The sequence below is a fragment of the Ornithinibacillus bavariensis genome, from assembly GCF_050433565.1.
GTDB lineage: Bacteria > Bacillota > Bacilli > Bacillales > Amphibacillaceae > Ornithinibacillus > Ornithinibacillus bavariensis.
Genome location: NZ_JBNPWZ010000002.1, coordinates 452,314 through 473,235, shown reverse-complemented (window position 1 = coordinate 473,235; position 20,922 = coordinate 452,314). Strand labels below are relative to the sequence as shown.

The following is a 20,922-nucleotide window of genomic DNA, read 5'->3' as shown; positions in this document are numbered from 1 at the left end:
TAATAACGTTAACATGGAACCATCATATCAAAAAATTTATTCATTCCATGGTTTGGTAAATCATTTTTAAAATCATTCCACATCTCAGGTATCTTTTTGGTAGGTAAATCTCTTTTATGTTTCTCTTTACTATAATCATCACGACATGTTACTGTTCCGTCGCTAGAATATGAATAAGTAGTCCCTACATGAATTTGATAGCTCCCAATTGCATCATCTTCCATGATATGATTCTCAACTAAGTTATGTAGTAGTCCATTTTCGTTTAAGAATTTCTCTACAGCTACCATGTTTCCATCACCAAAAAATATTTTCAATGGATTTTCAAAAAAACCATAGTCCCGAGTATCTATCCCTGGAGCATTGTAGGTAATTGCTGGTATTCCCTTATTAATAGCCACATATTGCGCCAAAGCTCCACCAAGTGAATGTCCAGTGATCACGATTTCTTTATCAGGATGTTCCAGCATCATATCATTTACAAATTTAAGTGCCTCTTCAAATTGGTCATCACTGTATCCTAAGGCAAGACGGCCATCTGTTAACAGGTCCTTCATATCATCTGTTTCCGTTCCACCAAATGAAACTACGATTTTACCTTCATCATCATTTTTATATAAACGTGCATGGAAACCAGAATCATATTCTACACTTTCATATTCCTTCCAACCATAAGTTAATAATTTATTATCCTTGTCCTGCTTACCGTCTTTTCCCAAATGGTTTTCAGTATATCCTGATTGTGCAAGTGTTGCCAACACATTATCTGGAATATCAACATCTTGCACAGTTCCATGTGGTCTTTCTATTAATCTAGTAAATTCCGCTTTTAGTTTTTGCTTTAGTCTTTCCACTTCTTTTTCATATGCTTTTTTTGACATAAATAGAGGCTTTTTGACATTATTATCTTTTAGAAATTGCTCTATTGCTTTATCCATCTCTTCCTCAATTGATAAATCAATCTTTTTCCCATTAGTTCCATCGCAACCACCTTCACCAGGTAAACATAGCTTTTCCTGATTACTTTCGGAGGATTCATTCGTTTCGTTTCCCTCTGTTGAATTGTCATCAGAACCATCTTTATTCATTTCATTACCATTATGGTTTCCATTTATAGGGTTACCGTCCCAAGGTACACCTTCCCATTGCAATTCTCCCGCACCCCATGGCGTTCCTTTCCAAGGGTTTCCCTTCCAGGGTTTACCAGACCATGGAGTAACTGCATTTACCGTTGGAGTTAAAACAGTAAAATAAATTAATATAATGCCAGCAAAAATCGTAAGGACTTTCCCACAGTACCTTTTCAAAATAAATCTCTCCCTATTACATTTTATATTTGGGAATTTTATTTATTAAAATGACTTTAACGAGGAATTAAATTGCTTTATCAATGTGGAGTAAATTGCTTAGTATTTGAAAGAAACTGTAAATTGATATAGGGAAGTGCAATTAATTGAACAAAAGCAAACGCATTGTGTTTTCAATGCGTCAACTTTCAATAAATCCTAGTCATGCAACTTCCGTTTCATCACGTGTTTCTAATACTTTCTGTTCCTCACGCCATTTAATCATACAGGAGCTTAGTAGCATGACAATGAATGGATAGTAGATTAAATTCAATACGATTTGTGTAATTATTTGTGCAGCAAAGGAATTAGTAATATTAAAAATTTGTGATGTAATCAAAACGCCCGCAATCATTTCAAGTAAACCCGTTACTAATATCAATAAAAAGATTTTCCAAAAGTGCTTCTTTCCAATTCGTATCCCTTCTTTATATGACCTCCATACTGATTTCTTATCAAATACACTTACATATGGTACTGGTAGGGTAAGAGCTAATATAATAAAACCAGGAATTATAAATAGCGAAAAACCAATGATTGATAAGATTGAAACAATCGTTGCAAATATAAAAACCGTAAAACCTAATACGATGAATTGGAAAATTGCATCTTGAAAACTTCGCTCCATATCATTGTATTCGTTATAGACAAACCGAACATATGGTACTTGTGCAAAAATATATAATAATATGGTTATTAGTCCATAATAAATGTCTGCAAATGAATATAATGGGTCCATACTAGGAGTGATAGCATAGATATAATTTGTAGCAAATGAATGAACTATTAATAATGGTAGTGTTGTAAATAACATTAATAGCAATACTCTCTCAAATCTTCCAGTATATATCTCCCATGTATTTCGAAAAGGACTTTTCATAATTATCTCCTCTTAATGTTCAAGAATTAACCTCATTCATATTCTAAATAAACTGGTAGTGTCTTTGTCCATATCAAGTTAATAAAATCAATCTTTGGACCAGATGACTCTTGGTAAAGCTTTTCTGTTACACTTTCTACAAAGCCGTCGTAGGCAGTTGATGTAGCTTCAGTAGCTGCTCTAATTTCGATTCGATTTTCCCTAATATCTAATGTAGCTTCCTCTAAAATTCCACCATTCTTTTCAATAGTCAGAATTCCCATAGTAATTGCTGCTTGTTGAATGCTATTATTCCCTACTAACAGACCTTCTACTATCTCTTGAAGCAGACGACCATTAGTTAAGGCGCCATTAATTACTACATCAAAAGCTTGTAATTCTAATTCTTTGTCAGACCAGTCACGATATTCCAAACCAGTAAGACCCGCTTTAGCTGAAGCAACATAATTATCAAATAATGTAAAGAACTTATAGACTTCTAGCTTTTCTTCATATTCTCTTAATGCTTCACGATATGCCTCCCAGGCAGATGAATCTGCTTCAGGATCAGGTTCGGTAGGAGGAATTGGTTCTGGGTAAGAGAAACCGGTAATAACTCTTCTAACTTCTTCATAAAAGGCACTTGTGGCTGCCAAACTAGCTTGTGAGACAGTCGTTTCCGATTGCTGCTTAGTAGCTAGAGCAGAACTAAGATTAACTACTAATATAAATAAGACCATCATAATACCTAACATACCTATTACAAACAAAACAACATTACCTTGCTCATTCCGATAATATGATATTATGTTCTTCACTCTATCACCCTACCGTATGCCGTTGCACTATATGGTATGCTTGGTACGGAACCTCTAAACAATTCAGGAATAAAAACTAACTTAATATTAACAGCAAGCTCAGCTGTAAATTCTTTATCATATTCCCCAGGTTCTGTAGTAAAACTATCGAATACTAAATAATCTCCAGTTGCATCAATAATAGTTTTTGCTGCATCCCGAGCGTCATTCAAATCCTTTGTTACAGAATAAACCTCTGCATATTCGTTCACCGCAGACTTAGCCACTACTACAGCATTGACTCCAACAATAAACTGCCATATTATCATTAAAAAAATTAAAGCTAATGGGACAATACCAAGAAATTCAATAGTGGCACTTCCGTTTTCACTTTTTCTAATTTTATTCAGCCATTTCATAAGGCAATCCTCCATAAACAGCTCTTTTAATTGTTATCCCTAACCCTTAATTTATAGTAACGTCATGTTCCTCAGCCAGTTTAACTAATTTGTTATCAGCCTGCTGCCCTAACTCTGCAGCCTCTAACAGTTTTTGGTCTGATTCCTTTAATAATTTGCTTACCTCCTCTTCCGATTCTTCCGCTACCGTTTTCTCTAATGCTTGATATTGTAATTTAAATGCTTCTTCCCAAGCAGAAAGCTGTTTCAATCGCATCTCATGAAGTTCTTTCACTTCTCCTGATTCAGGTTGCATATCTTCAATATATTTCTTAATTTCATCAATTAAAGGTAAAACATTTTCAGTTTGTAAATCATAAGTTTCCTGAGGGCTTTCTGTAGCAAATGACTTCTGTATTTGCTCATCTACCTGTGAGGCTAGTGAATTTACATTCTCTACATAATCGTTGTGATATTTTGCGATTTCTTCTGCTTCTGGTGATGTACTACATGAAGTTAAAATAAGTAAACTTAAGAAACTAATAAACCAGATTGTTTTTTTCATCTAATATACTCCTTTATTAATCAGTGTGCCCTAACCTATTTCTAGAGATTTCGGATAATTTTCCTAAGTTGTATATATCGATCGGATAAACCTTTTTCAAACTTTTTAGTCCAATAATTAAAGTAGTCTTCTTTACTGAAGTTACTCATATCCTGCTTATCAGTTACGATATCAAGTGATTTTTTTAATTGTTCTTCAGCGATACCACTAGTCATGTTAAACAGGGTTTTGGGATCTCTAAACTTGAAAAATGGTATTAACTCCGGATTATTTTCATTTTTATAAATAACATCAAAATCATTCCTATAACGATAACTATCATAGAACTGTTGATATTGTATCCACCCCGGTGCAGGAAATAATGAAAGCACCTCGTCAATATCACTATCAATGAAATACCCTCTATCAAGAATATCTTGGGCAAACTTATTCACTCTACTTCTAAGTTCTAACATCTCATCTTGTAATCTAAGCGTTTTATCTACTACTTTATAAGAACGATCATAAATATCTATGAATTCCGGTTGCAATACACCTGAATTCAATATATTTCTTAAATAATTTCGAATTTCTCCATAGATTTCAAAATTTAATTCTGCTCTTGTTTTTGTATTGTTCTCTACCTTATCAAATGTAATAGTAAAATAGACCAATTGTTTCAATGCATCTAACGCTTCATCTTTATTAGATGAATCAGGTGATAATATGGCAATACTTTTTATCTCTCGAGAAAACCTTCCTAAATAGTACGCTAAATAATAGCGATGGTTATTAATGGCATATGGGAATAGTTCAATTGTTACATCCTCATTCCACTTTTTATGCCTCTTTCCAAGCTTCAGTAGCTCATTTGCAGTAATTTGTTGCATGTATGTCACCTAATTTTTTAGGTAACAGAATAGAGTAAATCTCTATTCTGTTACCTGTATTTTAAAATGTTTATGAGAACCAACCTTTGATCATGCTACCTACCTTTTTAGCTCCCTTGGCTATGGATTTACCGGCATTTTTAATACCGTTACCAACACTTTTCCCAAAGTCAGTGATTTTATCCCAGTTATCTGCTACTAATTTAGTAGCTTTCGAGACTACAAATAATCCACCGCCTACTATTACTAAGCCTGCCCCCAAAGCCTGACCACCTGGGATTGCCGTTGCCACACCACCGACACTCATTAATGTTTCCCCGAGGTTTGCTCCAATATCGGCTATTGCAGAGGTTCGGGCAGAACCATCTTTCGTATTCTGCCAAGTGTCTATGGCATTTCCAATACTAACACCAGTTTTATAGGCTGATAGACCAGCATTTACACCGGAAGCTACAAAGTTTAACTTTGATAAAGCACCCATTGAGCTCCATGTGCTTGATAAATTTCCGAATTCAGTTTTAGTTAGAAAAACATCTGCCGAATCCTTGATTAAATTACCGTATTGAGCAAATCTGGAAGCAGTTGAAATTTGGTAAGCGTTATTGGTCATGCTTGCAGCATTTGCAGCAAACGTAGCCTGCCTTATTGCTTCTAGATCCTTATAACCACTATACATGTTGTATGCAGTATCACCTATGTCATAAAGATCAACTGCAATATGATCACCAAGCTGTAATTTAATGGTATCAACCATAAATCCTTTAAAGAAATCTGGACTCAGACCATTAGGACCTAGACCATGAAGACCATTTGGATAATTAGTCTCTATATCTATTGCAGCATTCATCATATTATCCCAAACATATTTTGCTGCATTAAACTCATCAGTATCATAGAATTGTTCTGGGGCTGAAGGATTATAAGGACCCGGTGGGTTTATTGTTGTGCCAGAACCTGGTTGACCAGCAAATGGTCCAGCACCACCTCCGCCACCGCTGGACCATGGATTACCCTGATGGCCATTTCCATTCCAGCCTGAATTAGACCAAGGATTTAGAGGTCCATTACCGTTTCCATCCCACCCTGAGTTAGACCATGGATTTCCAGAATAACCATTCCCTAACCAACCGGTATTTGACCACGGGTTTCCTGTAAATCCATACATACTCCACCCAGAGCTTGACCATGGATTTCCTTGGAATTGATTACCATCCCAGCCTGTATTGGTCCACGAATTCCCTTGAAATGCTGATCCATCCCAGCCTTGTTGGGTCCAAGAATTACCTTTAAATCCAGATAAATTCCAACCATTTTGGCTCCATGATTGATTCGTCCAACTGTTCCCATTCCAGGAATTACCATTCCAACTATTTCCATTCCAGGAATCCCCAGACCATTGCAGGTTACTACCGTCCCAAGACTTTCCATTCCATGGACTACCTTGCCATGGATCACCCGACCAGGAGGAAACTGCGTGGACAGTTGGTGTCATTACAGGTAAGAAGGTGAGAAATACAATTCCTATTAAAGCAAATATTCTCTTATAGAATGTTTTCAAAGGATATCACCTCCAATCGTACAAAATATAAATCGGTAAATTTATTCTTCAGTTCCCTTATCATATTTTTCATTAATTGACTTTTTAAGTTCGTCTAACTTATCAGTACTAATATCTTTTAATTCCTTTACGACTTCGTCTTGACCATCACGAATAATAACACGAATTTCATCACGTAGACTGCGTAAATAATTCATTTGTTCACGTGTAATAATTCCTTCATTTCTAAACAAAGTCGCTAATCTCGCAATGTTATTCGACTGTTTAGTTTCTTTTGTTCCCCACTCTACTTTTATACTCAAAATGTCAAAGTTATTATCAAGTCTTATCGCGTCAACATTTCTTAAAGCATCTTTCTTCCAGCGCTCCCAGGATTTTAATACTTCTTCAGCTCGCTTGAATTCTTCCTCTAATTCACTTTGATCATTAGCTGTGGAGAAAATCCCTCCGGAAACATCTGCCATGGCTTTTAACTGCGCCTGTGCTTCATTGTCTACTTTAAATCCAATGATGTTAATAATAGGTTTAGCATTAGAATTTGAAAGTGACTTAGCAACAGCTACCGGATCACCATCACAAGTCTCTACGCCATCACTCACCACATAAATTAAGTTAGTATTATTTTCTGTGTCATACTTAGCCAATGATTCCTCTGCTTGCTTAAGCGCATCTGCAAGTGGTGTCCAACCAGCAGGTTGAATCTTATCCAGTTCTTTTTGAAACGCCGTCTCATCATACGGAGCATATCCATAAAGTTGCTCAATTGTACTACAAGAAAGATTTTTATCACTATTTGATCCGGTACCCTTGTGACCATAAACTCGTAAAGATACATTTGCTTCTTTGGGAACTTGTTTCATGAAATTATTAATTGCTTCCTTAGCTATCTGCATCATCGTTTTATTCCCAATATATGCGCCCATACTACCACTTCCATCAAGAAGAACTTCAACATTATAATTCTCTTTAAAGTGGAATCGAGAATCAGGTAAGTCTGGATCTCCAAATGAACCAAATTCCCATTTTTTAATAGTATCTTTTGGATCTGGATAGTCCTCTGCTACTAATGAATATAAATACTTAAAATAAGCATTTAGTTGTTCTTCCGTAGCATCCTCAGGAAGTGGCTCCAATTTTCTAACATCTTCAAGTACTTGGTCAATGACACTATCGTCATTTACATCGATACCAGAATAAGGACCTGCCTTTTGCTGAATAACGTCAGCAATGCTACTGGGTGGCTCGGCAATATCTTCAAGAAAACTGAGGTTACTAGATTCTTCTTCCTTATCTTTGTTATCTGGCTCATCTAAGTTCGAAACCTCTTCAGTTTTCGTTTCTGTATGTTTGTCTGGTTTTGCATTATCTGTATCATCTGACTTATCCTTTTTACACCCTGCTAAAGCAATAACAAATATGAGCAAAATAGTAATTATCAATGTATAGCGCTTCATAAAAGAACTCTCCTAAACTTATAAATTGCAAAATTTACTTCTCTGATAAACTACTACAGTTTTTATTACTTTCCACCAATCGTATCTACAAAATCAGAGAACTTCTGTTTTACAGTATCCCCGATACTATTATCATTACTAAAGACTGTAGAAATAATACCAACAACAATTACAACTACAGCAGCGATACCTAACCACTCCAGTGTTTGTGATCCAGTTTCCTCCTTTTTCCAAGAATTTAGCTTGTTCATTACCCTTACATAGTAACCATTGATCTTTTTCATTATTCTTCCTCCTATTTTTTAAAATATTGAAAATAAGCTATTGTCACCCAGTAACATATTCATGATCATCAAGCCTGCAATCATCAATATAGATACAGGGGCAATTAAAAAGGTTGTTACAAGTGTTACTTTTGGAGAAGCCTTTGCTGCTAACTCCTTCACTTTCTCCTCACGTATTTGTCGCATATCTTCTGCCTGAATTTTAAAGGTAGTGGCAATTGGAACTCCTAAATTCATCCCTTGAATGAGCGCTTTAATTAGAGATTGGAACTCGGGGTTATCATTACGTCTTAGCAACTCTCGATAAGCCCTTTCTCGCGGCACCCCTAAATCAATTTCATTGTTAAAACGTGAAAATTCTTCTCGGATAGGACCATCAAAGTGTCGAATCACCTCCCGTAAAGCGTGATCAAGACTTACCCCTGCTTGAACACTTGTACTTACTGTGTCCAAGAAGTCTGGTAATTCCTTTCGAATAAGCTCCTGACGTTTCTTAGCCTCCCTTTTAATTAAGAGAATGGGAAGAAAGTAGCCCAAAATAGGAGCAAACGCTAAAATATATTGAGAAAAAGGAAATCCGATGATTAGTACTAATATTCCGATAAATAATCCTATAAAAAATAATAGAATCTTAAGACCTTGAAATCGTTGTACAGTTAATTTAAGAGGATTTCCTGATTTCCTTAACCATTCTTCAACATCATGATTTTCACTAAAGAAATTAATGCGCTGTCCTAAATCCGAAAAATCATCTGCATATTTCGTCATTTGTTCAAACACAGCTGCCCTTTTGTTTTTCTTTTTCTCCTTTTTTTCAAAAGGATCAATATTTGTTACTTCTGAGACATATTCTAGTCGCTTCTTTTTTTCCTGTAAGAAAGTCCACATATGCTTTAAAAATAGTAAAATACATAACCAGAAACCTATGATTGTTATAATTATTAATGCATCCATAACCCTACACCTTTATATCTGTGATCTTTCGAATAATTAAAAACGATAGAACAATAGCACCAATAAATAAAATTAAAATTATGACTCCGAAACCAGAAAAGAGTGGATCAATAAAACCTTCGATAACATTATTCATTACTAGTAATAGAAAAATAGGCATAACTGGAACAATAAACGAAATATACTTCTGTTCAGCTGTCATTGTTTTAATGGTCTGTGCTAAAACCTTACGATCCTCAAATGTATTTGCCATCGTCTCAAGTGTGACAGCTAAATTTCCACCTGTCTTTTTTTGGATAAGTAACGTTGCAATAAACAAATTGAAATCCCTAGATTTATTCCTTTTTTGAACGGAACGGAAGGCAGACTCTAATGGAACACCAAGTTTCAATTCGTTCGAGATTCTTTTAAACTCATCCCCTGCTGGACCAGTTACCTCTCTTGAAACAATCTCAATTCCTTGTGTAATCGTAAGACCAGAACGCGCAGCATTGGCTAGTAATCTACAAACCTCTGACAATTGTTCATTAAAACGGGCTTCATAATTATTTTTACGAATGTAAAATAATAAGAAATGTGATGCAATCATAATCCCAATAGAAAGCAGTAAACTTAATCGCAATGGCATGTTGAAAATAAAATTAAACAGTACAAATAATATAAGCGAACCAACTAATAGGATTCCTATGTATTCCGATGGTAATAGCTTAAGATTGGCGTTTAGTAATTTGCTTTTAAGCTTTTTTGCACTTTCTTTATTGTCATAGCGTTCGCCTAATTTACTAATAAAGCTTTTTCTTTCTTCCTCTGGAAACCATTTTTTAACCTTATAAGTCCATTCTTTTTTTTTGTCGCGGTAGCCAAGGAAGAAATATATACCAATCAATAAAAATAGCACTGCGAAACTATAGAGTATAGACACGGTGATATTCATCGGAAATCTCTCCTTTCGGCTCAAAAAATGTTTGTTCGAAATGATACCCAAAAATATCAAGGTGGCTTAAGCATTTTGGAATAGTACCAGTTGGCGTATAAAACCCTAATATTTCTCCCTTTTCATTTATTCCTGTACGTTTAAAGTAAAAAATATCCTTAACTTCAATTTTGTTTTCTTTATTCACAGACACCTCTGCTATATTTAGGATTTTCCTTGTCCCATCAGTTAGACGCTGCACTTGAACTATATAATCTATTGCCCCGACGATATACTCACGAATAATATGAGTAGGTAAATCCATTCCAGCCATTACGACCATCCCTTCAACCCTGTTTATTGCGTCGGCAGGGGTATTAGAATGGACCGTAGTTAATGACCCTTCGTGACCGGTATTCATAGCTTGTAGCATATCAAATGCCTCAGCACCACGGACCTCTCCTACAATAATACGATCTGGCCGCATCCGGAGAGCATTCTTTACCAATTGACGGATGGATATTTCCCCTTTTCCCTCTACGTTCGGTGGCCGTGCCTCGAGTCCAACTGCGTTATTTCGATCCAATCTTAATTCAGCAGAATCCTCAATGGTTATTAAACGTTCACCAAGTGGAATTTCTTTTGCTAAAGCATTCAGAAGTGTTGTTTTCCCACTTCCAGTACCACCTGAAATCAATATGTTTTGCTTGGTTTTAACTAGTGCTTGTAGAAATTCTTCCATGTCCTTCGTAAAGGTTCCGTTTCGTCTAAGGTCCTTCATTTCAAAAGGAGTTCTTCTAAATTTGCGGATAGAAATTATAGTTCCTCCTAGGCTTACCGGTGAAATTACTGCGTTCACACGGCTTCCGTCAGGTAATCTAGCATCAACCATAGGAGAACTCTCATCTATTCTTCTGCCTAGCGGTGCTACTACACGATCAACAATATGCCTTACATGGGATTCATCCTTAAATGAAATATCTACTTGTTCCAACTTTCCTTTTTTCTCGATATATATTTCTTTAGGTCCGTTAACTAGTATTTCAGTGATATCGTCATCCTGAAGTAAAGGCTCTAAAGGTCCGAACCCGACACTTTCATCAATCAATTTAGAGAGAAGTGCTTCTTTATCATGCCTCGGAATCACTACTTTTTCCTCGGTCATAAATTGATTGATATAGCGTTCGATTTTTAACTTTTTCTCTCGTTCATCTAATGTGGTAATCTGATCAAGATTTATCTCAGTAAGTAATCTTGTCTTGTAATGCTCGACCAACTCATCTATGTAGGTACTATTTACATTAAAGTCCGGTTGTAGGTTACCCTTTTTTTCTTTACTAACTTTTTGAAAAAGAGCCATTTACACACCACCTTTTCTCTGTCTGCCAACGTTACGTGAAAGAAGTTTACTACTTTAACATGGAACGAACCCATTTTTGAACGTCTCTTGCTACTGGAGGTAATTTTTTATCCTTTTGTTCTTTTCTCAAAGGAACTCCTTGATTGACAAATGATTGGACTCCCTTCAAATCCCTTCTAACTCTAGCCGCAATTGGATAACCAATGAATCGTTCTAAATCCTTCTGATTCAGTTCATTGTCTTTTCCACTATAGTTAATAATTAGTTCCATCTTCTCATTCATCACTATTCCAAGCTGTTGAAATAATTCTTCCACACTCTTTAGTACACGTATTGCAATAGTGTCATAACTCATAACATAGTAAATTTTTTCTGATTCCTCTAATGTGGTATAAACTCTTTCATCCATCCAAGTGGGAACATCAATAATAATGAAATCATAGCTACGTTTACTTGCTCTAATTAGTCTTAGAATAAATTCTTCATCAATTCGCTCGGCTAATTCTGCATCCCTAGGACTTACTAGTATATCTAGACCCGAATGAGGCTCTCTTTCTGCTACATTGCGAATATGATGCTCGTTTAATTCTTGTATAACTGGATATAAATCAATAATTGTCCTATTACTATCAATACCTAGAAAAGTTTCGGCACTGCCATATTGTAAATTAAGGTCAATAAACAACACCTTAGCAGTAGATTCCACTTTTAGTGTTTGTGCAAATGCAGTACTTAATAGTGATTTACCTGCCCCACCTTTACCACTATAAAATGTAAAAACCTTTCCTCCGCCACGTTTAAAACCTTCCACAGTTGAAGACTGTTCGTGATTAGCAAGCTTCAACTCTGCAATCTCACGAATTCTATCTCCTAATAACCAATCCTCATCTGGCAGAACCAAATATTCCATAATACCCATACGATTTAAATCCCGTAACAACTCGAAATTCGGTATATCACTGATATAAATTAGGTGTGCTTTAGGATATAAGGATAAAACAGTCTGTGCAGTATCTAGCGGAGACATTTCATCCGTTCTCAGCATCAAGACAATTTGAACAGAGAATTTTTTAATTTCATCTATTTCTAGCATTTGAAGTTTATATTCCTGACTAAGTTGTGATTGAATCGAAGAGAGTAAATCCTCGTTATTCCCAATTACATAGATTTCATTTATTCTTTTCATGCAGATCCCCCATTACGATTTGCTTCAATGTAGACTAATAGATTTACTCCTTAGAATCAGTAGTAGTTTCTTTCTCTACATCTTCTTTAGTCGTATCTTTCTTTTCAGAACCTTCTAAGTTGCTATCTTCATTTTCTGGATCCTCAACAGAAGGATTACCTTGATTTGGCATTTGACCAACATTTGCTCGAATTACTCTTACTGTTTCTGCGTAATTTAACATATGGATCAAATCAGTAACTTCATCAAATGGAACTTCAACTTGAACTCCATTAAATTCCTTAGTTTCATTATTTGTCGCAATTCGAGCTACTTTTAAGTCTTTCATAAATACTTCAGTAACTTTCTTCCCCTCTACTTCATGAGAAACGATAATATCGACACGATCCATGTCATATAATCGTTCATCAAAAAAGACATTAGCTGTTTGCAAGATTGTAATTAAACGATTGTTTTCTTCTGTAACAGTTGAGGCTTGTTTTAGCATATTCTGCGTAATAATTTGTCCTTTTGATAGAGGTACAATCGATACAGTATTTTGAAAATCATTCACATTCGTAATATACTCATCTCGTATGTATTTAGCTGGAATTTCTGTAGTAGTAACATCATCAGGAGTAATTAAAGCTCTCGAATAGATCTCTCTATCAGCAACATAAATCTTCACCATAGTTCCAAGATTATCATTAAGATCTTTTACCTTTTGTAAAACAAAATAACCAGATAAAGCTGCTAATAAAATCGCTATAATAAAAAATATAATGGCTCTTCGCTTCGACTCTAACAACTTCTAGACCTCATTTCTTAATTATGTGAATTTTTCCATTTGGTTAGATATACATAAATAATTACATAAAGGTTTCAAAAGTCAATTCCATAAATTACCATGAAAATGCAAGATTAGGACTTTTATAACGGGAGACTTTTTAACTATATCCTTAATTCAATTTCACGTATATTTCACAAAAAGGAATCAAGTCCTACTAATATGGAAAAAAATTACTATTACATTGTCACTATTTGTCAAACTTAGGTAATTATAATCATTTTGAAATTTCTTAAGACAAATACAAATTGTTTACATAAATATTACGTATATAAAAATTAGTTAATTACTCATACTACAAACAGATTATAAAAAGGAGTGACACTAAATGGGTGAGATGACACAATTTCGTCCTGGCGATAAAGCACCAAATAATGGGGTTTATATCGAAATAGGGGAAACAGGTAGTAGTGTGAAGGATCCACAACAGATTGAATTAAATGCTGGAGAAACATTTCCTGACACAACGAATCAAAATCGGGTTTGGAAAAACAAACGTAAGAGTAACCAAGGTACACAAGGAAGAAATGGAGCACGATAGTCTATTAATCCATATTAAAAAGGAGCTAGGTCTCCAGCTAATGGATCCTCTTGCTCCTTTCACCTATTCCTTTTTCAATTCCTCTAATGCTTTTCTAACTTTGCCAGAAGCTCGTAGAACCCCTAATATAGTTGCTAATTTAGTATTTCTATCCAGTTCTTCAGCAGCATCTTCGGCACAAAAAAGAAGGCTAATCTAATAAATTAGCCTTCTTTACACCTACATTTGTTCCTCTCTCGTTGGCCCCATAACACTGGGAACCTTTAAGCCTGCCTGTCTTAGTAAAACTGTCATTTGGCCACGATGATGGGTCTGGTGATCAATCATCTTACGTAATAGTGTTCCCCTTGGGATTTGCCCCCCAAAGCTTTGAACTGTCTCCTCTAATTGACCATCTGTAAAAGTCCGAACCTCTTGGATAACATCTTCGGAAATCTTCTTATATGCTTGCACAATTTCCTCAGCATTATTCGGTACATCCTTTGGACCACCTGCTGGCGTAACTGTTAATCCTACTTCACCACAGAAAAATGCTGGTGCAGTCGCCAAATGCCATCCAAGCCACCCTAACGTGTTATGCCCATCCACAATGGATTGATTAAGTTTTTCATCAGTCATTGCCTTAAGTACACGTAGGGTCCCTTCCATTTCGTGATTCCAGTCCTGTAAAAAATCTTCAACTTTTCGATACATACTTTTCTCCCCTTTCCAACTCATTCATCACCATTTTAACCAATTTATCAATTATTTACATGGGACATGCATATATATTAGTAAAAAAATATGAAAGGAGTAGAGATATGAAAACTAGAATTTCCATGCTTGGAGCATTATTAGTGCTTATATTAACATGTCTTAATGACGATCCTGCCGGTAAAATAGAGAATTCATGGTATTATCAATTCGCAAATGAGGACACGGTAGATGCAGACGCACAGATCGATAAAAAATCTGTCGCAACCACCTATGAATTTATCCTTGAGGATATGAAGGAAGAAGAAGATTATATTATAGAAACATATCGAGAATATGAAATTCATAAAGACAAAGAAGATAATGTTATTATTCGGATTCCTACATCTAATTATAATTACTTACGCTATGAAAAATAACTACAAACGACATAGGCATTCACCTATGTCGTCTACTTATATATTCCAAAAAACAGCAATTGCCCCTTCTCCTGCATGAACCGCTAACGAAGAGCTTACTTCACCTATTCTAATATCAACATTGGGCATCTCGCTTTGTAGCATTTCTTTTAACGCTACCGCTTTCTCTATTGCATTAGCATTGGCAATATTTATTCTTCTAACAGAATATTTTTCAGCTGACGCTTTCAATAATTCTATAATTCTACGAGTTGCCTTTTTCTCCGATCTAATTCGTTCTTTTAGCCCTAGTTCACCATCAGGCCCAATCGATAAAATAGGCTTTATCTTTAGCAGGTTGCCTAATACAAATTGGGTACTTGACATTCTACCACCTTTGAATAGCTGTTCCAGTGTGCTTAGTAATATTAAATTCCTTTGTCTATTTGTCATATGACGAAGCTCATTTGCAATTTCTTTGGCATCTTTACCTTCTTCGGAAAGCTCCAGTCCCCTTTCTAGTAAACTAGTTATCGCAAAAGAAAGAGAAAAAGAATCTACTACTTCCACTTCAAATCCAGCTGCATCCTTACCTGCCATAGAACTAGAGATTGTTCCACTTAATTTAGATGAAACATGTATGGCAATTACTTGATCATATTCTTCCTTTAATTGTTCATAAAGCGTTTTAAATTTACCAATGTTTGGCTGTGAGGTTTTGGGAACCTCTTTTTCTGTACGAATGATTTCATATAACTTTTCTGAGGTTAAATTGATACCATCTTCATATTCTTCTCCATTTGAAATAATGACAATCGGGACTACATAAATATCTGGATGGGCTTTCAGCTCATCGGTCAAAAATACAGTACTATCTGTAACAAAAGCAATCTTCTTTGTTGGCATACATGTCCCCCATTCTAACTCATTAGATAATTTTTAAGCTACAATTATAGAATATTATACCAAGTATTAGTATCTGGTAACAACACCTATTGAACATTAAAATTTTCTTCCTTTCCCCGAGCTTGAACCGTATAATAAGAGAGAATGTATTGAAAAAAAGAAAAGGTGTTATCATTATGAGCTTATTAACAGTAAAAGATTTAAGTCACGGATTTGGTGACCGTGCAATATTTGAGAATGTTTCCTTTCGATTATTACAAGGTGAGCATATTGGTCTTATCGGGGCAAACGGTGAGGGTAAATCCACTTTTATGAATATTATTACTGGAAAATTAGAACCAGATGCTGGTAACGTAACTTGGGCAAAACATATCCGTGTTGGTTACTTAGATCAACACGCAGTCTTAAAACAAGGAATGTCAATCCGAGATGTGTTACGAACTGCTTTTCAATATTTATATGATATGGAAGCAGAGATGAATCAGCTATTTGCCAAAATGGGAGAGGCTTCACCAGAGGAATTGGAAAAACTTCTAGAAGATACAGGTAGAATGCAGGATACCTTAACGAACAACGATTTTTATACAATCGATGCAAAGGTCGAGGAAGTAGCCAATGGACTCGGGTTAAATGATTTCGGACTTGACCGGGATGTACATGATTTAAGTGGTGGTCAGCGTACCAAAGTACTGTTAGCTAAATTACTATTAGAAAAGCCCGAGATATTACTTCTTGATGAGCCAACCAACTATTTAGACTTCGAGCATATCGAATGGCTAAAAAGCTATTTACAAAACTATGATCATGCTTTTATTTTAGTGTCACACGATATTCCATTTTTAAATAGTGTCGTCAATCTGATTTATCATGTGGAGAATCAAGAACTAACTAGATATCCTGGCGACTACAATGAATTCTTACGCTTATATGAGCTTAAAAAACAGCAGCAAGTTGCAGCCTATAAAAAACAACAAAAAGAAATCGCCAACTTAAAAGACTTTGTTGCTCGAAATAAGGCCAATGCAGCTACTGCAAGGATGGCTATGTCCCGTCAGAAGAAGCTCGACAAAATGGACGTAATTGAACTGGATGTAGAGAAGCCAAAGCCAGAATTTAATTTTAAACTAGCCCGTACACCAGGAAAATACTTGTTTGAGACAAAGGACCTTGTGATTGGATATGGTGAACCTTTATCTCGCCCGTTAAATTTATCGATGGAGCGTGGTCAAAAAATTGCTCTCTACGGGGCAAATGGAATTGGTAAAACGACCCTTCTTAAAAGCATTTTAGGAGAAATTACTCCTGTTTCCGGTAGTGTTCAATTAGGTGAAAACCTTCATATCGGTTATTTTGAACAGGAGATTAAGTCCGAAAATAACAATACTTGTATACAAGAAATATGGGATGAATTTCCCCATTTCACACAATATGAGGTACGTGCAGCTCTTGCAAAGTGTGGTCTAACTACGAAGCATATTGAAAGTAAGATCCAAGTGCTCAGTGGTGGGGAAAAAGCCAAAGTTCGTCTATGTAAATTAATTAACCGTGAAACAAATTTACTTGTACTCGATGAACCGACAAACCACTTAGACCCAGATGCAAAAGAAGAATTAAAGCGAGCACTAAAAGAATATAAAGGTAGTGTTCTTCTCATCTCCCATGAGCCCGACTTTTATGATGGGGTAGTAACGGATATGTGGAATTGTGAGGATTGGACTACAAAGGTATTTTAAGCTAATACGCTTATGGATTTGATGGGGTTAAATAATGCCCTTTCAAACTCATAAGCGTTTCATATTCAATGCTTTAATAAGCAATTTTTCAGGTTATGTATTTTATTGTACCATGCTATGTATTTTATAAAACGAGTATATATTTGCTGAGAAAGATTCAAAAATAGATATCATAAAAGCCACTCGTAACTATTTTATTTATCTCGAATCTCTTCTAATATAGAAATCAATTCTTTATTCTGTTTGATAATAGATGCGTTTTGCTGTCTCATTGTCGACAAGTGATACAACAATAAAATCCATGCGATGACGAGAAAAATCCACATGATACCCCCCTAACATCTATCTTTGTCAGTCTTCCATTGAAATATTTCTAAATCGATCCAATCATGTTGTCCAAATGCTATCCCTTCCGCCTCAAGTCTCATCAGCTGCTCATAATAAGATTGTTCATCTTTCAACCCAATTTTCCCTTGCGCATTGATTACTCGATGCCAAGGAAGCTGATACTTCTTACTCATCGAATGAAGGATTCGTACTACTTGCCGTGCAGCTCTTGGCGACCCTGCCAAGCTTGCAATCTGACCATATGTTGCTACTTTACCTTCTGGGATGTTTTGAATTAGTTGGATGACTCTCTCAGTAAACGGTGTCATTGTTGTTCCTCCAATGGTTGTCTTCTCATAAATTAAGCAGTCTTAGTCTTAATCGTCTTTTTCGACAGAGGTTCATTCACGTGGCCTTGCCCATATTAAACAAATAATTCCAGACCAATATCTTTCTACACGCTCAATTTGCAGTCTAGATTTCTCCACTAGCTTAATCATATTTCGGTTACAATGGCAACCAGAAACTTTATTGAAAAGTGGATCCACTATCTTTTGTGTGACTGAAAGAAATGGATTCGTACTTAATCCATGCTCCATCAACAATACTTTACCATCTTTCCTGCACCAATCATTTATTTTGTTCAACGTATCAACAGGATTCGGATAGCCGCATAAGGTCAAAGTTGAAACAATGGAGTCGAACGAATTGGATTCGAAATGTACATGACGAATATCTTTATTTATAAAACTGGTCTTTATATGATGCTTGGATGCTTCTCTTTCAGCACCTCTAATCATCTCTTTACTAAAGTCTACCCCTAATAGCTCTTTGACCTTTTCCCTTTCGTAATAGGCGAAATTCGCACCTACTCCAATCCCAATTTCCAATACGCTACCATAAGCGTCTGGTATAATTCTACTTCTCCATTTTACAAGTGTTGGGTTATCCCGATTAGTTTCATAAGCCGATACTTGTTTATCATATTTCCGAATTAGCTTCTCCCGTTTCATGGCTGGCTCTCCCTTATTATAAGGTGGGCATAACGTATTCCTCCTCTACTTTAGCACAAAACAAATCGTACCACTAAAGAGATAATCGAAAATTATAAAAATTTTGCTTTAGAATAATAAAAGGAGTTAAAAGCAGAGGCTCTTAACTCCAATTTCATCAAAATAATCATTTATCATCAGTTCCGTTTAGAATCATTCCCAAATGAATGATCTTTTATTCTATCTCCTCGCGCCAGCTTCCCCAATTCCAGAATCCTACCTCATCTACCACTAAATTGCTTATCCATTTTTCATCTTTTAAGGTGAGTATTTCTTTAGTTGGGCCTGTAATCACGACTCCATAATGATGAATACCGTTTTTTTCTAAATAGGCTATTCGGTCCTTTAGCCTTAATTTTCCAAAGATTATTTTGTCTGCTTTCTTTTCATGCTCTTGTAAAAAATTTAAGGTTTTATAAAACTGTTGATGTAATAAGGAAGCATTCCCTTCCTCATACTCAGGAGATGAATAGCTCTCAGATACTGTACCACCAATGAACCCCTTCGATTCCTCCCTAGATTCTAATATCATATCATCCTCATGCCATATAGGAAAATTGGGAAAACCAATGGGGTCATGAATGATGCCCTCATTAAATTTATCATTTTCTTCGAAGCCGGTATCAACTGCAAACCAAATTAACTCCATATTTTTTTGACTGAATAACTGAAACACTTTCTCTGTATCCAAAAGATTAGAAAAAGAAACATAGGCAGAAACAACTGTTCCTTCTGGAAGCTTTTCTAATTGGTCCCAATCTGAAGAGCCTGCTTCCCCTACACCTGGAAAAATAAAAGCCGGGCCTTCCTGTGATAGCCTGCCATAATATTCATTCTCTGGATATCCCATTAACGAAAATATATAATTAACCTTCATCTCACCTACGACAACATTTTCATCTCCAATAACCTTCTTGAAATCACGATTAGCCTCTAAACCAAAGAAAGGCTTTACATTAATATCTGTACTACCGTAATACCCATATGGATTTGTTACCGTTAATGTATAATCGATGATATTTCTGAATACCTCTGACCGATCCGGTTTCCCCCAGTCATAATAAACAGAAGTAAGCACCGAGGATACAATTGTAAGTAGTATAAGAATACCTAGTGCGGTAAATGCTGTTTGAAATCTTGCTTTCCATTTACTTAATCGTAAAATTTTCCGTTGTTTTTGTTCATTCATACGATAATCAGTTGATTCTTCAGATGTGTTCTCTTCTAAATATTCTTGATATGTTTCTAGTTTCTCTAATTCCTTCTCTATTTCATCCATTTCGCTTTCTGATAATACACCTTTTTCATAGTCTTCTAGTTTTCGTTTAAAATCATCCGTCATGCTTTGCCCTCCTCTGCCTTATTGTCTGTCGACCTCTAAATAATAAGACCTTAAAATAAGATTGCTTTACATTCATTACGTTAGCTGCTTCATACTGAGAAAAGCCGTGAATATCATGCAAAAGAACTGCCAGCCTATGCTTCTCAGGTAAATTTCCTACTAGACGAATAACCTCATTAATTTCCTCTTGTACGATGATTTCTTCATCTGTTCCTATCTTCTTATCAGATATAAAGGAAAAATAACGTTCATCCTTTATAATCATCTTTTTATGTTTACGGTAATAGTCGATAAACACATGATGTGCTATTGTAAATAGCCATGACTTAATATTTTCTCCTTTATATGTTTCAATATAAAGATGTGCACGGATAAAGGTTTCCTGTACGAGATCCTCTGCTGTATGGTAATTCTGACTTAAAGAAAGGAGAAAATGAAATATATCGTTAAAGTATGCTTGATAAATTTTATTAATAGTATGCTTCATTAGCTCCTCCCCTCAACAATTAAACGCATGAAAATCAAAATGGTAACAAGAAAAAAACACCCTTTCGAAAAATA

The 20,922-nt window shown here is 35.6% G+C and carries 23 protein-coding genes; 3 read left to right on the top strand and 20 right to left on the bottom strand.

The genetic code is table 11. The features are described 5' to 3' along the window. Positions 1 to 8: 8 nt before the first annotated feature. The 14 genes from HNR27_RS06300 to HNR27_RS06235 all read right to left on the bottom strand — a co-directional run bounded on the left by HNR27_RS06300 (position 9) and on the right by HNR27_RS06235 (position 13,330). A complete protein-coding gene (locus tag HNR27_RS06300) occupies positions 9 to 1,307 on the bottom strand; it encodes a Tle-like phospholipase domain-containing protein (RefSeq protein ID WP_429339129.1) in 1,299 nt (432 codons plus the stop codon). A 202-nt stretch (positions 1,308 to 1,509) separates the two neighbouring features. Then, the gene (locus HNR27_RS06295) at positions 1,510 to 2,226 is read right to left on the bottom strand and encodes a hypothetical protein (protein ID WP_244853294.1); all 717 of its coding nucleotides are present in this window, start codon (positions 2,224 to 2,226) and stop codon (positions 1,510 to 1,512) included. Positions 2,227 to 2,258: 32 nt separating this feature from the next. Continuing rightward, a complete protein-coding gene (locus tag HNR27_RS06290; protein ID WP_429339128.1) occupies positions 2,259 to 3,023 on the bottom strand; it encodes a Tad domain-containing protein in 765 nt (254 codons plus the stop codon). Beyond that, entirely contained in the window at positions 3,020 to 3,421 is a 402-nt protein-coding gene (locus HNR27_RS06285; protein ID WP_429339127.1) for a TadE/TadG family type IV pilus assembly protein, read from the bottom strand. The genes HNR27_RS06290 and HNR27_RS06285 overlap by 4 nt, the downstream gene beginning before the upstream one ends. A 46-nt stretch (positions 3,422 to 3,467) precedes the next feature. Further along, positions 3,468 to 3,965, bottom strand: coding sequence for a hypothetical protein (locus HNR27_RS06280; RefSeq protein ID WP_429339126.1), 498 nt, complete (start codon positions 3,963 to 3,965; stop codon positions 3,468 to 3,470). Positions 3,966 to 4,006: 41 nt separating this feature from the next. Next, on the bottom strand, positions 4,007 to 4,834 hold the full coding sequence (locus HNR27_RS06275; protein WP_429339125.1) for a hypothetical protein: 828 nt from the start codon (positions 4,832 to 4,834) through the stop codon (positions 4,007 to 4,009). A gap of 70 nt (positions 4,835 to 4,904) precedes the next feature. Then, the gene (locus HNR27_RS06270; RefSeq protein WP_429339124.1) at positions 4,905 to 6,392 is read right to left on the bottom strand and encodes a hypothetical protein; all 1,488 of its coding nucleotides are present in this window, start codon (positions 6,390 to 6,392) and stop codon (positions 4,905 to 4,907) included. A 41-nt stretch (positions 6,393 to 6,433) separates the two neighbouring features. After that, positions 6,434 to 7,846, bottom strand: coding sequence for a VWA domain-containing protein (locus HNR27_RS06265; protein ID WP_212919355.1), 1,413 nt, complete (start codon positions 7,844 to 7,846; stop codon positions 6,434 to 6,436). Positions 7,847 to 7,911: 65 nt separating this feature from the next. Further along, a complete protein-coding gene (locus tag HNR27_RS06260; RefSeq protein ID WP_212919354.1) occupies positions 7,912 to 8,130 on the bottom strand; it encodes a hypothetical protein in 219 nt (72 codons plus the stop codon). Between the two features lie 18 nt (positions 8,131 to 8,148). Then, the gene (locus HNR27_RS06255; RefSeq protein ID WP_429339123.1) at positions 8,149 to 9,084 is read right to left on the bottom strand and encodes a type II secretion system F family protein; all 936 of its coding nucleotides are present in this window, start codon (positions 9,082 to 9,084) and stop codon (positions 8,149 to 8,151) included. Positions 9,085 to 9,088: 4 nt separating this feature from the next. Continuing rightward, positions 9,089 to 10,018 (bottom strand): type II secretion system F family protein, encoded by a 930-nt coding sequence (locus HNR27_RS06250; RefSeq protein WP_212919352.1) that lies wholly within the window; start codon positions 10,016 to 10,018, stop codon positions 9,089 to 9,091. Next, on the bottom strand, positions 9,990 to 11,357 hold the full coding sequence (locus HNR27_RS06245) for a TadA family conjugal transfer-associated ATPase (protein ID WP_212919351.1): 1,368 nt from the start codon (positions 11,355 to 11,357) through the stop codon (positions 9,990 to 9,992). Before HNR27_RS06245 ends, HNR27_RS06250 begins: the two co-directional genes overlap by 29 nt. 49 nt (positions 11,358 to 11,406) lie before the next feature. Further along, entirely contained in the window at positions 11,407 to 12,543 is a 1,137-nt protein-coding gene (locus HNR27_RS06240; protein WP_429339122.1) for a CpaE/TadZ family protein, read from the bottom strand. A gap of 43 nt (positions 12,544 to 12,586) precedes the next feature. Continuing rightward, positions 12,587 to 13,330, bottom strand: coding sequence for a flagella basal body P-ring formation protein FlgA (locus tag HNR27_RS06235; protein ID WP_212919349.1), 744 nt, complete (start codon positions 13,328 to 13,330; stop codon positions 12,587 to 12,589). 367 nt (positions 13,331 to 13,697) lie between these two features. Between HNR27_RS06235 and HNR27_RS06230 the strand changes: the two genes are divergently transcribed. Then, positions 13,698 to 13,910, top strand: a complete 213-nt coding sequence (locus tag HNR27_RS06230; protein WP_212919348.1) for a YjzC family protein — start codon at positions 13,698 to 13,700, stop codon at positions 13,908 to 13,910. Between the two features lie 219 nt (positions 13,911 to 14,129). Here the strand turns inward: HNR27_RS06230 and HNR27_RS06225 are convergent, their stop codons facing one another. Then, positions 14,130 to 14,603, bottom strand: coding sequence for a DinB family protein (locus HNR27_RS06225; protein ID WP_429339121.1), 474 nt, complete (start codon positions 14,601 to 14,603; stop codon positions 14,130 to 14,132). A 107-nt stretch (positions 14,604 to 14,710) separates the two neighbouring features. On the opposite strand from HNR27_RS06225, the gene HNR27_RS06220 reads away from it, so the two are divergent. Beyond that, complete coding sequence (locus HNR27_RS06220; RefSeq protein WP_429339120.1) at positions 14,711 to 15,022, top strand: hypothetical protein; 312 nt, start codon at positions 14,711 to 14,713, stop codon at positions 15,020 to 15,022. A 36-nt stretch (positions 15,023 to 15,058) separates the two neighbouring features. Here HNR27_RS06220 and HNR27_RS06215 read toward each other — a convergent pair whose 3' ends face one another. Next, entirely contained in the window at positions 15,059 to 15,907 is an 849-nt protein-coding gene (locus HNR27_RS06215) for a DegV family protein (RefSeq protein ID WP_429339119.1), read from the bottom strand. A gap of 176 nt (positions 15,908 to 16,083) precedes the next feature. Here HNR27_RS06215 and HNR27_RS06210 point away from each other — a divergent pair, with 176 nt between their 5' ends. After that, on the top strand, positions 16,084 to 17,640 hold the full coding sequence (locus HNR27_RS06210; RefSeq protein WP_429339203.1) for an ABC-F family ATP-binding cassette domain-containing protein: 1,557 nt from the start codon (positions 16,084 to 16,086) through the stop codon (positions 17,638 to 17,640). 335 nt (positions 17,641 to 17,975) lie between these two features. Here the strand turns inward: HNR27_RS06210 and HNR27_RS06205 are convergent, their stop codons facing one another. The 4 genes from HNR27_RS06205 to HNR27_RS06190 form a co-directional block, all read right to left on the bottom strand. Then, positions 17,976 to 18,296, bottom strand: coding sequence for an MGMT family protein (locus HNR27_RS06205; protein WP_212919344.1), 321 nt, complete (start codon positions 18,294 to 18,296; stop codon positions 17,976 to 17,978). Positions 18,297 to 18,368: 72 nt separating this feature from the next. Beyond that, positions 18,369 to 18,980: a class I SAM-dependent methyltransferase gene (locus HNR27_RS06200; protein ID WP_429339118.1), complete on the bottom strand. Its 612-nt coding sequence runs from the start codon at positions 18,978 to 18,980 to the stop codon at positions 18,369 to 18,371. A gap of 214 nt (positions 18,981 to 19,194) precedes the next feature. Beyond that, the gene (locus HNR27_RS06195) at positions 19,195 to 20,361 is read right to left on the bottom strand and encodes an anti-sigma factor (RefSeq protein WP_429339117.1); all 1,167 of its coding nucleotides are present in this window, start codon (positions 20,359 to 20,361) and stop codon (positions 19,195 to 19,197) included. Beyond that, positions 20,351 to 20,848 (bottom strand): sigma-70 family RNA polymerase sigma factor, encoded by a 498-nt coding sequence (locus tag HNR27_RS06190; protein ID WP_212919341.1) that lies wholly within the window; start codon positions 20,846 to 20,848, stop codon positions 20,351 to 20,353. The genes HNR27_RS06195 and HNR27_RS06190 overlap by 11 nt, the downstream gene beginning before the upstream one ends. Positions 20,849 to 20,922 lie beyond the last annotated feature (74 nt).

What these genes read in the sequence shown, in the direction of transcription:
- HNR27_RS06195 (WP_429339117.1), bottom strand. Translation starts at nt 20,361, where the DNA reads ATGACGGATGATTTTAAACGAAAACTAGAAGACTATGAAAAAGGTGTA.
- HNR27_RS06295 (WP_244853294.1), bottom strand. Translation starts at nt 2,226, where the DNA reads ATGAAAAGTCCTTTTCGAAATACATGGGAGATATATACTGGAAGATTT.
- HNR27_RS06190 (WP_212919341.1), bottom strand. Translation starts at nt 20,848, where the DNA reads ATGAAGCATACTATTAATAAAATTTATCAAGCATACTTTAACGATATA.
- HNR27_RS06230 (WP_212919348.1), top strand. Translation starts at nt 13,698, where the DNA reads ATGGGTGAGATGACACAATTTCGTCCTGGCGATAAAGCACCAAATAAT.
- HNR27_RS06255 (WP_429339123.1), bottom strand. Translation starts at nt 9,084, where the DNA reads ATGGATGCATTAATAATTATAACAATCATAGGTTTCTGGTTATGTATT.
- HNR27_RS06205 (WP_212919344.1), bottom strand. Translation starts at nt 18,296, where the DNA reads ATGACACCGTTTACTGAGAGAGTCATCCAACTAATTCAAAACATCCCA.
- HNR27_RS06250 (WP_212919352.1), bottom strand. Translation starts at nt 10,018, where the DNA reads ATGAATATCACCGTGTCTATACTCTATAGTTTCGCAGTGCTATTTTTA.
- HNR27_RS06220 (WP_429339120.1), top strand. Translation starts at nt 14,711, where the DNA reads ATGAAAACTAGAATTTCCATGCTTGGAGCATTATTAGTGCTTATATTA.
- HNR27_RS06245 (WP_212919351.1), bottom strand. Translation starts at nt 11,357, where the DNA reads ATGGCTCTTTTTCAAAAAGTTAGTAAAGAAAAAAAGGGTAACCTACAA.
- HNR27_RS06210 (WP_429339203.1), top strand. Translation starts at nt 16,084, where the DNA reads ATGAGCTTATTAACAGTAAAAGATTTAAGTCACGGATTTGGTGACCGT.
- HNR27_RS06285 (WP_429339127.1), bottom strand. Translation starts at nt 3,421, where the DNA reads ATGAAATGGCTGAATAAAATTAGAAAAAGTGAAAACGGAAGTGCCACT.
- HNR27_RS06215 (WP_429339119.1), bottom strand. Translation starts at nt 15,907, where the DNA reads ATGCCAACAAAGAAGATTGCTTTTGTTACAGATAGTACTGTATTTTTG.
- HNR27_RS06225 (WP_429339121.1), bottom strand. Translation starts at nt 14,603, where the DNA reads ATGTATCGAAAAGTTGAAGATTTTTTACAGGACTGGAATCACGAAATG.
- HNR27_RS06200 (WP_429339118.1), bottom strand. Translation starts at nt 18,980, where the DNA reads ATGAAACGGGAGAAGCTAATTCGGAAATATGATAAACAAGTATCGGCT.
- HNR27_RS06240 (WP_429339122.1), bottom strand. Translation starts at nt 12,543, where the DNA reads ATGAAAAGAATAAATGAAATCTATGTAATTGGGAATAACGAGGATTTA.
- HNR27_RS06260 (WP_212919354.1), bottom strand. Translation starts at nt 8,130, where the DNA reads ATGAAAAAGATCAATGGTTACTATGTAAGGGTAATGAACAAGCTAAAT.
- HNR27_RS06275 (WP_429339125.1), bottom strand. Translation starts at nt 4,834, where the DNA reads ATGCAACAAATTACTGCAAATGAGCTACTGAAGCTTGGAAAGAGGCAT.
- HNR27_RS06265 (WP_212919355.1), bottom strand. Translation starts at nt 7,846, where the DNA reads ATGAAGCGCTATACATTGATAATTACTATTTTGCTCATATTTGTTATT.
- HNR27_RS06280 (WP_429339126.1), bottom strand. Translation starts at nt 3,965, where the DNA reads ATGAAAAAAACAATCTGGTTTATTAGTTTCTTAAGTTTACTTATTTTA.